Origin of the sequence: Vibrio sp., from assembly GCF_050299255.1 — a bacterium.
Classification (GTDB): Bacteria; Pseudomonadota; Gammaproteobacteria; order Enterobacterales; family Vibrionaceae; genus Vibrio.
The window spans coordinates 1-10,513 of sequence record NZ_JBNKVP010000099.1 but is presented as its reverse complement, the minus strand read 5'-3'; the positions used below and the strand labels follow the sequence as shown (position 1 = coordinate 10,513).

General features: G+C 47.9%; 8 protein-coding genes. 2 read left to right on the top strand and 6 right to left on the bottom strand.

Annotated features, from left to right (window positions below):
* Positions 1 to 343: 343 nt before the first annotated feature.
* From ACQY6F_RS17065 to ACQY6F_RS17055, 3 genes are all read right to left on the bottom strand, one after another.
* Entirely contained in the window at positions 344 to 1,027 is a 684-nt protein-coding gene (locus tag ACQY6F_RS17065; RefSeq protein WP_428776141.1) for a class I SAM-dependent methyltransferase, read from the bottom strand.
* Positions 1,028 to 1,130: 103 nt separating this feature from the next.
* A complete protein-coding gene (locus ACQY6F_RS17060; RefSeq protein WP_428776139.1) occupies positions 1,131 to 1,526 on the bottom strand; it encodes a DUF2391 family protein in 396 nt (131 codons plus the stop codon).
* A gap of 37 nt (positions 1,527 to 1,563) precedes the next feature.
* On the bottom strand, positions 1,564 to 2,400 hold the full coding sequence (locus ACQY6F_RS17055; protein WP_428776143.1) for a TPR end-of-group domain-containing protein: 837 nt from the start codon (positions 2,398 to 2,400) through the stop codon (positions 1,564 to 1,566).
* Positions 2,401 to 2,699: 299 nt separating this feature from the next.
* On the opposite strand from ACQY6F_RS17055, the gene ACQY6F_RS17050 reads away from it, so the two are divergent.
* Entirely contained in the window at positions 2,700 to 2,927 is a 228-nt protein-coding gene (locus ACQY6F_RS17050; RefSeq protein WP_428776137.1) for a hypothetical protein, read from the top strand.
* Between the two features lie 185 nt (positions 2,928 to 3,112).
* Positions 3,113 to 3,568 carry an Hsp20 family protein gene (locus tag ACQY6F_RS17045; protein ID WP_428776136.1) on the top strand — a complete coding sequence of 152 codons (456 nt, stop codon included), beginning with the start codon at positions 3,113 to 3,115 and terminating at the stop codon, positions 3,566 to 3,568.
* A 17-nt stretch (positions 3,569 to 3,585) separates the two neighbouring features.
* Here ACQY6F_RS17045 and ACQY6F_RS17040 read toward each other — a convergent pair whose 3' ends face one another.
* The 3 genes from ACQY6F_RS17040 to ACQY6F_RS17030 all read right to left on the bottom strand — a co-directional run bounded on the left by ACQY6F_RS17040 (position 3,586) and on the right by ACQY6F_RS17030 (position 10,262).
* On the bottom strand, positions 3,586 to 4,170 hold the full coding sequence (locus ACQY6F_RS17040; protein WP_428776134.1) for a mechanosensitive ion channel domain-containing protein: 585 nt from the start codon (positions 4,168 to 4,170) through the stop codon (positions 3,586 to 3,588).
* Between the two features lie 94 nt (positions 4,171 to 4,264).
* A complete protein-coding gene (locus ACQY6F_RS17035; RefSeq protein ID WP_428776133.1) occupies positions 4,265 to 9,055 on the bottom strand; it encodes a PAS domain S-box protein in 4,791 nt (1,596 codons plus the stop codon).
* A 1-nt stretch (position 9,056) separates the two neighbouring features.
* A complete protein-coding gene (locus ACQY6F_RS17030; RefSeq protein ID WP_428776132.1) occupies positions 9,057 to 10,262 on the bottom strand; it encodes an EAL domain-containing response regulator in 1,206 nt (401 codons plus the stop codon).
* Positions 10,263 to 10,513 lie beyond the last annotated feature (251 nt).

Genomic DNA, 10,513 nt, shown 5'->3' with positions numbered 1-10,513 from the left:
GTCCATTTTTTGTTTATTGGTATGAAATATATAATTCCCCACCCAATATTAAATGGAATAATGAACTGTAAACAAGAAGGTGAAACTTTATTTATATGGGGTACTGTGACTTCGCTTCAATAATTGTTTTTGTTTATGTGATTAATTATTAATTTACAATTTATAACAAATTATATTTTTTATAAGTTTTGATGTAAATAAAATAAATATAAAACTGAATAACCATTAGTGCGGTGGATGCATTGCGCATGGGAGATAGGCTGCTGATGGTAAGATTGCTGACTAATAATAACTTTTGTTGATATATAGTCAGCAAATTAAACTGATTTGCTATATGTTTTACTTAGTATTTTTGACCACTAAATATTGCGACTGTACCTATTATTTTAATGTTGACATTTTTCAGGTGCTTATTTAATTGAGATGTCAGTTGTTCAATATCATCTTCCTGATTAGAAAATATACCTTTTCGGTTATAAATCGCCATCAAACTTTGTGCTGCTTTATTCAACTTAATTCCTTTGGCCGAAATTGAACCCTGGCCCAAAATCGTGCTGCCGAACAGCCAACCTTCAGCTTTCAGATTAGCCGCCAGATTGGCCAATACGACACCTTTTTCGGTTAAACTTCCGGGCAGGCAGTGCAACAGGTAATTGATACTGATGGAGTCAAAGCACTCCTGAGCTGCAAACGGTTCAAACACATTGTGTTGTAATAGCGTTACGTGACTCCGTGGCGCCGCTTTTCGGGCCGCCGCCAGGCTGTTAGGATTGAGATCCATTAACGATAATTGCTGGCAATGCTCTGGTAAGTAGTGCTTCAGGTAGTAGCCGGTACCGACGCCGACATCGAGATGGTTATGGCCGGTAAAGTCACCAAACTGCTGGCCAATCAGATGAGTCGGACAGCGCCATAAGTAATGGTTTGAGAGCCCCAATACCCACCAGTCATAGATGGTGAGCACCGCTCGATTGTAGATGGCCTGTCCTGCTGTGACGTCAGGAGAATGACTACTCAACTTGTTCATACTCTGTTTTCCGAATTTCTCTACTGTATTAAAGCGCAAGCATAGCGTAGCTAAACGGCAAGAAATGTACGGGTTTGTATGTTAAGGGGAGATCGCCATCAGGCTATTCTTTGTCGAAGCTATCAACGACAATCGCGCCCATAGAGGCGGGCATGGTAATCACAATGATGCGCTTAATCGAAGTCACAGGGTCGGTAAAGATGGGTAATTTATCCAGACAGATCAGAACCAGACATACCACGAGTGCGGCGATGAAATAGGCAATGGCAATGCGTAAAACAAATACCCACACCCGATTCTGAATCCGCTGTTGAAACACACTTTGGTAGGCAAATAGGCCGAGAAATATTACTGATAGAGACACCAACAGCAGCAGGTTAGTGAAGGGTAAGGTTTCACCGAGTGTCCAGGCTTCTTCCGAAAATGAAATGGGCACGGCCAGTGCAAATGCCCCAACCAGTACCTGACTGGCGTCTTCCATGTTGAAACTGATCTTCATTCCTTACCCCACCATTTGCCGTTGGTGTTTTTAAATTTTACGCTTCATGGCCGCCGTGAGCCGCAGCTACCAAGGCATCAAATCGCTTATTACCGTGCAGCAGTTCAAAGTCTTTTTCATCTGCGATCAAATCCCGAACTGAAGGGCTGGCTTTAATTGCCCGTTCCAAATCATCAATCGCCTGAGACTCGACACCCAATCTGGCATATGCACAGGCACGCTGATAGAGGGCCGGGCCGTTAGCATCATCCACTTCCAAAACGCGGTTACATAGGCTCATCGCCCAGTGATACTCTTTGATCTCCATTGCAGCATCGGCTTTGTATGTCAGCGCTTCCAAATCTCCTGGGCGAATGAGCAATATTTCATCGTAGACGCCAATCCGCTGCTCAGGAGTTTGCATACTTTGCGCCCTTAGCCAGAGGTTGTGGATCTCATTGATCTTCTCAATCTCTTTGTTGTTCTCGCTGATTATGCGTGTCTTACGCTTCAGATCCCGCTCCAGGGCGAGGAACTTCTTCTCATATTCCTGGGCGATTTTTTCCAGACGTTGATTGGCCATCTGACGGGTATTGTGTTTCAGTTCTCTCAGTGACTGCCAGCCGACAAAGGCGATGAGTGATGCCACACCAGCAATAATATAGAAGAAGTAGGTCACGGTGACGTTGGCATAATTTAATGATTTGTCCGCCACGTCCAGCTCCCGATCGGTAATCTGAACCGTCAGCCGTCTTTCCAGATCTTGCTGGTCTTGTCTTAGCGCTTTGAGTTCATCCAGGATGTAGCGCTCCATCAGTGGTCTATCCAGTAGTTCACTGTCTGAATATTGCGGTGCGTCTGCGGCGTGCGCCGAGGCGGTAAACAGGGCCATCATGATCAGAAGGCGATTTATCATTGTCGTTTTCCTAACTAACTGTTTCATATTCACACATTAGCAACTACCGCCCTCGACTTCAAAAGCTAAACCGTTGAAATTGGGTGTAACTATTCATTCAGTCAATCAAGGTATTGTCGCCAAGCATAAGTTAGGCGAATTAAAAATGCTCCATTAGTCCCCATATTAAAGAGTGAAGGTAATCGTTTAATGACAGATTGCTTGCTGTGATTACCCCATCTCGCTTGGAGTTTCCAGGAGATGGGCAGCGGCAAATCACCGGCTAGTTTGAGGTGTTTATGATTCGTTATCCATCGATTCACTTTTCTGTCGCAGAGAAAAACCAAACCAAAGCGTTACCTGTTTGGCCTGCTGCTATCACGTTCCCGGTAAGTCGTCGAGATGAACTGTTCTCGATTGCGCCTTATTTGTGGGCTCCAATGGTGCAAATGCGCAGAGTTGCGGATATTCGGCGACTACTGGAATGGGTGCAGTCTCAGGACAAGGAAAAGTTGACGGTACATTAACCAGTACATAGTTACTAAGTAGTCCACTTTTATGCAGATTTTTTCTAATAACATAACTAATTTATCTATAGATAATCTTGAAAGTTTATAGAGAAATAAATATATAAAGTATCGGGAATTGAACTTGGCTAAGGTTATTTCCCTGATTGATTTGTTTACTAATATTGCTTCTTAAGGAGGATATTATGAATACTATTGATCTCACTCCGCTATACCGCAATACAATAGGCTATGACCGTCTTGCTTCGCTAATAAATAGTGCGCTAAGTACTGATAGTGTGCCTAGCGGCTACCCACCGTATAACATAGAAATGGTGGGTGATAATGAATACGCCATTACTTTGGCTGTCGCAGGCTTCGACCAACAGGAATTGGAGATTCAGGTTGAACGCGGCGTGCTGATAGTGAAAGGTAGCAAAGCGAAAAAAGACTCCAGTAAGTATCTGTATCAGGGTATTGCACACCGGTCTTTTGAACGCAAGTTTGACTTGGCAGAATATGTGGAAGTTAAAGGTGCTGAATTAAATAATGGACTGTTAACCGTACATTTGATTAAGCAAATTCCCGATTCGATGAAACCAAAAAGCATTGCAATACAGTCTCCGGGAAAACAGGTCCTGGAGCACCAGAAAGAAAGCTAACGTTATGGGGCTGCGGTTTAACGCAGCCCTTTTTTGCGACTAACCAGGCGAGTATATAGTCTCGGCTTGGCAGGTTTGCTGCGTTTTTTCTCTGGGGTAATCTTAACCACACCCTTTTGCAGAATCAGGTTATTAGGGTAGGTGATAATGTTGCCGTTGTTATGGCGAATAATGACATGGAACATGGTGATATCTATCATTTCCCCTTCTATGTCATCATCTTTATCCAGCACTCTTACTCTGTCGCCTACCCGGTAGGGAAAAACGAAGAAAATCAAAAAACTAGCGGTCACGTTACTCAATATGGACCACTGAGCGAACAGCGCGACACCCAGTACGGCGAAGATTGAAGAGAGGAACAGCGAGATGTCGCCGTAGCCGATGTCCAGGCTGATGGAAAATAGCGAGGCAAACACAAACAACAGGGCGATATTAAAACAGCGCAACACGAAGCTGAGCCGGGCGGCATTAACTTGTTTGCTACTGGCCAGTTTTACGATGGCCCGGCTGGCGATGCGCTTAAGCACGCCGTATAAAATCAGCAGCGTAATAGCCAACGCCAGTTTGTATAGTACAGGAGTGAGGTTTAAATATTCGCTCATTGAGTTTCTGAAGAAAAAATATCTGTAATCATCAAATTACCCTGATTGCTCAGAATAGCAATCAATTAGTATGAAAATGAAAATTTTCGCATATTCAGTTGACGTTTTCCGGCAAGATGATCCCCTGCTCGATAAAGCCTTGTTCCAGTCTGGCCAGCTCTTTCCGCGCTATAACAAGCTGCTGGCTAACCAGGGCTGCATCAGTGTGGCCAGATTCGATCTGTTTAAAAATCTGGCTTAAATCCGAAGCCCCGGCAGAAGCAGACGCCCCTTTGGCGCCGTGAGCAATACTTTTCACTTTCGCGACATTATGCTGTTCCAGAGCTTGATCCAACAGGCCGATATCACGGGAGATGTTTTCCCACAACATTTTGAAAATGGTCTGCATCAACTCGTGATTATTCGGGCCGATTACCCGATAAAGGTAGTCGTAATCTATCCCCGGGATGCGCTGATTTTGGTCCATTGCATGTCCTGACTTATCGGCGTCGCCGTCACTCTTAACGACCGCTTCTATTCTTTCTGACAGTATCCGCTTTAAGGTATGAATTTCAACCGGCTTGGCCAGATAATCGTCCATACCGGCATCGAGACAACGCTCGGCCTCTCCCGCCAGTGCATTGGCCGTAATGGCGATAATCACAGTTTTCGCCTGTTCGGATTCCTCCTCCTGACGGCGTATTTCGGCGGTCAGTTCGAAACCATCCATCAGCGGCATGTGGCAGTCAGTCAACACAATACCAAACTCACCAGTTTGCCATTTTTCCAACGCCTGCTGGCCATCATTCGCCATCTCATAATCAAACCCCAGATTATCCAGTTGGTGGGACAATACCAGTTGGTTGGTGGGCTGATCTTCGGCACAAAGAATTTTCGGCAGCCGCTGGTTCCGGTGCAAGGCTGCATTGAGTGGTACGATATTATCATGCAGGGTTTCGTTCAGGGTCGGACTCCAGTCAGGGCTGGCCTGGCCGGATAACACCGCCAGCGCGTGCAACAGTTCGCTCGGTTTTAGTGGACAAAGGGTAATGGTGTAACTGGTTGGGGTAGTCAGTCCCGGGCTGGCAGTGTGATCGTCAGACAGCATCAGAGTCCGCAACTGCTGGCTATCGGCTCGGTGATAATCGGTAATGACGATGGTCTTAGGATCCAGTTCGCGGTCTGCAGTCGCAGAGGATGCCCACAGCTTTTGTGCCGGGCTTAACTGGCTTAGCAATTGTTGGCATTGATCGGCAATGGCGTTGTTGTGGATATCCAACAGAACTTTTAATGCACTGAAATCAAACTGTGAGGCCAGGGTGAAGGCGTTGTCTGACGGGTGCATCGGCAGCCGGACGGTAAAAGTACTGCCGATATTCTGCTGGCTGCTGGCTTCGATCTCACCCTGCATCATGTCGACAAAAGATTTAGTGATACTGAGACCCAGTCCGGTACCGCCGTATTTACGGGTTGTTGAGCTATCGGCCTGCGAAAAAGGCCGGAACAGTTTGTTAACCTGAGTCTGTGACATGCCGATGCCGGTATCCTGAACCGACAGTATTACCGTATGGCCACGATCTCCCGGGCTGGCGGTGACTCGCACTTTGCCTTTGGTGGTGAACTTTATCGCGTTACCCAGCAGATTGAGTAAGATTTGACGAATGCGCACCGGATCCAGCTGTATCTCTGATGGCAGAGAGAGATCGTAGTCGATGAACAGCTCGACACTCTTGTTGTTGGCGTTAACCCACAGCAACTCGGTGGTGGTTTCTATCAGGCTCAGCAGTTTAGTCGGGCGGATCTCCAGCGCCATCTGACCTGATTCAATTTTAGAGAAGTCCAGAATATCGTTGATGATCTGCAGCAGCGAGTAAGAGGAGTCGCGAATGGTGCGCATCATGCGTTGCTGGTCATTACTCATTGGAGTGTCACTCAGCACATCGATCATACCTATCACACCGTTCATCGGTGTGCGTATTTCGTGGCTCATTGTGGCGAGGAAGCGCGATTTGGCCTGATTGGCCTGCTGCGCGGCTAAGGTTTCCTTGGCCAGACTTTCCTGAATGACGCGCTCCTGGGTGATATCCAGATTAATACCGAACATGGTCTGGACGTTGCCCTGCTCATCCAGCAGCATATCGGCTGAGCTGCGCACCCATTGCATGTTTCCGGTTGTCTGGTTGAAGACTCTGAACTCAGCACTAAATGGGGATTTGGCTTCAGTAGCTTGCTCCACTTGAAGTTCCAGCGGTTCAATATCTTCGTTATGAATGCTGCTGCGCCACTGTTCGTAGCTGATCGTTGCACCGGGTTTGAAGCCGTAAATTTTGTACATGTTTTCATCAAACCTGAGCTCATTGGTGGTCATGTCCCGCGACCAGTTACCGACGCCACCGGCTTCTGACGCCAGTTTCAGGCCAAGCAGCAGTTCTTCTCTTTCATTTTTCGCCTGTTGCAATTCGGCTTCAAAACGCTTGCGTTCAGTGATGTCTTCCAGAATGGCCACCCAATAGAGCGGTTGACCTCGCGAATCATGTACCATGGATAACGACAGGTTAGCCCAGAATACCTGTTGGTTTTTTCGGACAAATCGCTTGTCCAGCGAAGCATCTTTTCTCAGCCCGAGTCGAACCTGCTCGACCGTTTCGGCTTGCTGAGTTAAATCTTCCTGGAAGGTGATGTCTGACAACGTCAGTAAGGCGAATTCTTCTTCCCGATAGCCAAAAATGGCACACATATGATCGTTCACTTCCAGAAACTGGTTGGCCAGCGACAAGCGGGATATGCCCACTGCGGCCTGACTAAAGGCGGTGCGGTAAATCACTTCTCGCTGTTTTAGCTCCTGACGCAGTTCCAGCTCGCGACCTTTGGTATCTTCCTGTTCACTGATATCGCGAATTACGCCGACAAAGGCTTTATTTTCCCCCAGTTCGGTTTCACCAAAAGAGATTTCAATAGGGAATAGCCGGTTTGATTTATGCAGTCCGTCTTTTTTAACCGGATATTTGATGCTTTGGCTAGAGTCGTTGGTGAGCTTAACCCACAGGCTATCTTCAGGGGCCCTGTTGTCCGGCGTCAGGATCAGGTCGGGCAGATATTGGCCCAACAGTTCTGACCGGGAGCGGCCAAACATCAGTTCAAGCGAGCGGTTCATGTCTGAAATATGCAGATGGCAATCTACCACCACCAGGCCGTCGGTTGCGGTATCAAACACCGAGCGAAGGCGGTTTTCTGACTCCCGATATTGTTGACTGCGTTCTGCTATTTGCTGCTCCAGTTGACGCTGCAGATGGTCATCTTCGAGTCGCGCTTCGGTGACATCGGTCAGAATACCGGTGTAATGGGTCAGCTGATTGTGGTCGTTATAAACTGGATCGATACTGAACTGGTTGTAAAACAGGCTGCCGTCTTTTCGATAATTGCGCACGATGCCCTGGCAAGATTTCCCTGCACCAATCGCCTTACGTATCTGCAACAGTTCTGGCTGGTCGGTGTCGCTGCCCTGCAAAAATCGACAGTTGCGTCCTAGGACGTCGCGTTCCAGATAGCCGGTGAGCTGCTCGAACGCGCGGTTCACATAGACAATCGGCTGATCCGGTTGCTGAACGTCACAGACGATGATCGCGGTCTTGGTTGAATCCACAATGCGTTGATGTATCGCCAAATGAAACTGCTGGCTTTGTTGATGTTCAGTCAGTTGGCGGTTTGATTCCAGAGTCTGTTTCCAACTGGCCAGGGTATTCATCATCTGGCCAAAATCTCGCCCCTCTTCCAACACCGGTAACCGGATGTCGGTGTTACCGATCGCCAGTTGATCCGCCACTCGGATGAACTCACTAATAGGCCGACGGGTTTTAACATACAGATATACTGCCGCCGCAAGCACGAGAAACAGAAAACCGAGCGCCGTCAACAGATACTGGGTCACGACTTTTTCAGACAGGGCAAAGGCGATATTGGAGTCCAGTCGGACTAAGGTGGACCAGCCGACACCCGCCACGCTGTCTCTGGCCATTGAGTGGGCATATCCGTCAACCTGCTCTATGCCCTTACGAAAGTGACTGGACAGGACGCTGCCACTTAAACCGGATACGGCAAGGCTGGCACTCTCAACGCCGACATCCGCCAGATTAAGCTGGCCCACTACAGCAAAATCGCGACTGTAGGCCGCCTTTTTCTGGCCAACCGGATCAACATCGATAATGACGGTGCCGGTCTTGTCGAGCAGGGTCAGTTCAACTTGCGCCATCCCCTGGTTAGCCAGACGTTGATAGTTATCGAGGAAAATGTTTTCAATGACGGCGAAATCAATCACGTTGATCCAGACGCCAATCGCTTGACCTTTGGTATCTCTGATCGCACTGGCAAATAGCAGATCGTAGCTGTTTGGGTTGTTATCGATCATTTTACGCTCTGGTCCCAGCAGTACCGCCGAACTTTCCAGATCTTTATTCTTATTCTCCGATGCCAACACAGCCTTGAACCAGGCTTTATTGCGTATCTCTGCCGCATCCAACTTCATCTGCGGCAACGGCTGGCCAAAACGATCATTGCGGTTGGCGGCGATAAGCCGACCGTCTTTATCAAACAGTACCACCCGGCGATAGTGGGCGTTGTTGCGGATTAAGCTGTTCAGGTTGGCGAGATTATTCTGGCTGGTAGCCACAGGAATAAGCTGGTTGGTCGCAATTTCCCCCAATGAGAGCGGAAGCACCCTGGCTTCATGGCTGAGTTCAAATAATTTCTGATCGACCAGCCGGATCAAAAGCGTTGATTCGCGGGCAATATCGTCCATTGCGGACTGTTTCAATACCTGGTTCGCTTTCCAGGATGCGCTGGCGATCGCGATGGTCATCAAAACGCCCAGCAGCAGTAGCAAGGTAGGTAGACGAGAAGTAAAGCTCATATCAGGTTACTCGTTGTGATGCTCTCGCAAGATTGATAAACGGATGCTGAAGCAGGGTATCGATGTCAACCGGTTGCGAGTAGAGGTAGCCCTGGGCACACTTACAGCCCAGTGACTGCAAAAACCGTTCTACTTCGATAGTCTCCACACCCTCTGCCACGACTTCTAAGTCCATCGCCCTGGCCATTTGAATGCTCTGTTCCACCACAGTGCGAGATTTATGGTTGGTCAGACAGTTTTGTACAAAACACTTGTCGATTTTCAGTTCTTGAAATGGCAACAGATGAAGCTGTTCCAAAGTTGAATAGCCGGTACCGAAGTCATCAATCGACAGTCGGAACTTGTTCATCCGTAGGCGCAGTATCGACGAGGTTACTGCCGCGGAGTGACTTTCCAATGTCGTTTCAGTTAGCTCGCAGATGATTTTGTCTGTAGGAAGTCGCTGATTCCTGACGGTGTTGATCAGCCAGGTCGAAAACGTATCGTCCAGTAACACCTTGCGGGAAATATTGATCGATAAGGACAACTCAGGCAGCACTGAGCGGGCAATGTGAAATTTATTCAGCGCATCATTGATGACGGCTTTGGTCAGCAACGTAATGTTCTGGTTCGATTTCTCCGCCACGGCAATAAAGCTTTCCGGTGGAATAACTTCTCCGTCCTCTGCACGAATTTTAGCCAAGGCTTCGATACCAACAATCGAGTAGGTATCCAGGCAAATTTGTGGCTGAAAAAACGCTTCGAAGCGGTTTTGTTGCAGCGCTTCGACGATTTTGCGTTCCGACATCGAGGTATGCGGTAAGACCGCTTTGCAGTACTGATAATTATTAGCCTTGTCGACAAAACTCTGAATCATGGCCGGTTCGATGGGCTTTAGGGTCCAGCCGAGGATCTTCAATTGGTACTGCAGTGCGAGCTGGGCGGTGGAATTGAGCACTTCGTCGTCTTCACCACTAATCAGCACCACCGGAACATCCAGGTGGGAAGTGGCGAGGAACTTCAATACTTCAAAGCCGTCAGACACGGGCATGTTTAAGTCGCAAAACACCAGGTCGATACTTTGATCGTCCAGAATCTGCTGAGCCTCTATGCCATTTTCTGCCTCAACAATGTGGTAGTTGCCCAGTTTCTCCAGGCACTTCGCCAGGGTTAATCTTACGATGGCTTGATCGTCAATAATCAGAATGGTTCTGACCAGATTGCCCACTAACGTGCTCCTTGGGTATGTTGCTCATACCTAGTTGTTGTTTTTGTAACGAATTTGTTATCGCTTTTAGTTTTCAAGCGTAGGGCGAAACCGGTTATTTTTCAAAAGCAAAACGCCAAGTTTTTGCGTGTTGTCGTACTTCTACCGGTAAAAATGCCATGGCTGTTGATCTGCGTAACGCTGGCGTGGTCTGGGGGCCAGATAACCCGAAGCAACTGGCGTGGATAAAAATACCCGCGTCATAGGGCGCG

Excerpts from the sequence above, each read along its gene's own strand:
- ACQY6F_RS17045 (WP_428776136.1), top strand. The coding sequence starts at position 3,113 with ATGAATACTATTGATCTCACTCCGCTATACCGCAATACAATAGGCTAT.
- ACQY6F_RS17040 (WP_428776134.1), bottom strand. The coding sequence starts at position 4,170 with ATGAGCGAATATTTAAACCTCACTCCTGTACTATACAAACTGGCGTTG.
- ACQY6F_RS17055 (WP_428776143.1), bottom strand. The coding sequence starts at position 2,400 with ATGATGGCCCTGTTTACCGCCTCGGCGCACGCCGCAGACGCACCGCAA.
- ACQY6F_RS17060 (WP_428776139.1), bottom strand. The coding sequence starts at position 1,526 with ATGAAGATCAGTTTCAACATGGAAGACGCCAGTCAGGTACTGGTTGGG.
- ACQY6F_RS17035 (WP_428776133.1), bottom strand. The coding sequence starts at position 9,055 with ATGAGCTTTACTTCTCGTCTACCTACCTTGCTACTGCTGCTGGGCGTT.
- ACQY6F_RS17065 (WP_428776141.1), bottom strand. The coding sequence starts at position 1,027 with ATGAACAAGTTGAGTAGTCATTCTCCTGACGTCACAGCAGGACAGGCC.
- ACQY6F_RS17050 (WP_428776137.1), top strand. The coding sequence starts at position 2,700 with ATGATTCGTTATCCATCGATTCACTTTTCTGTCGCAGAGAAAAACCAA.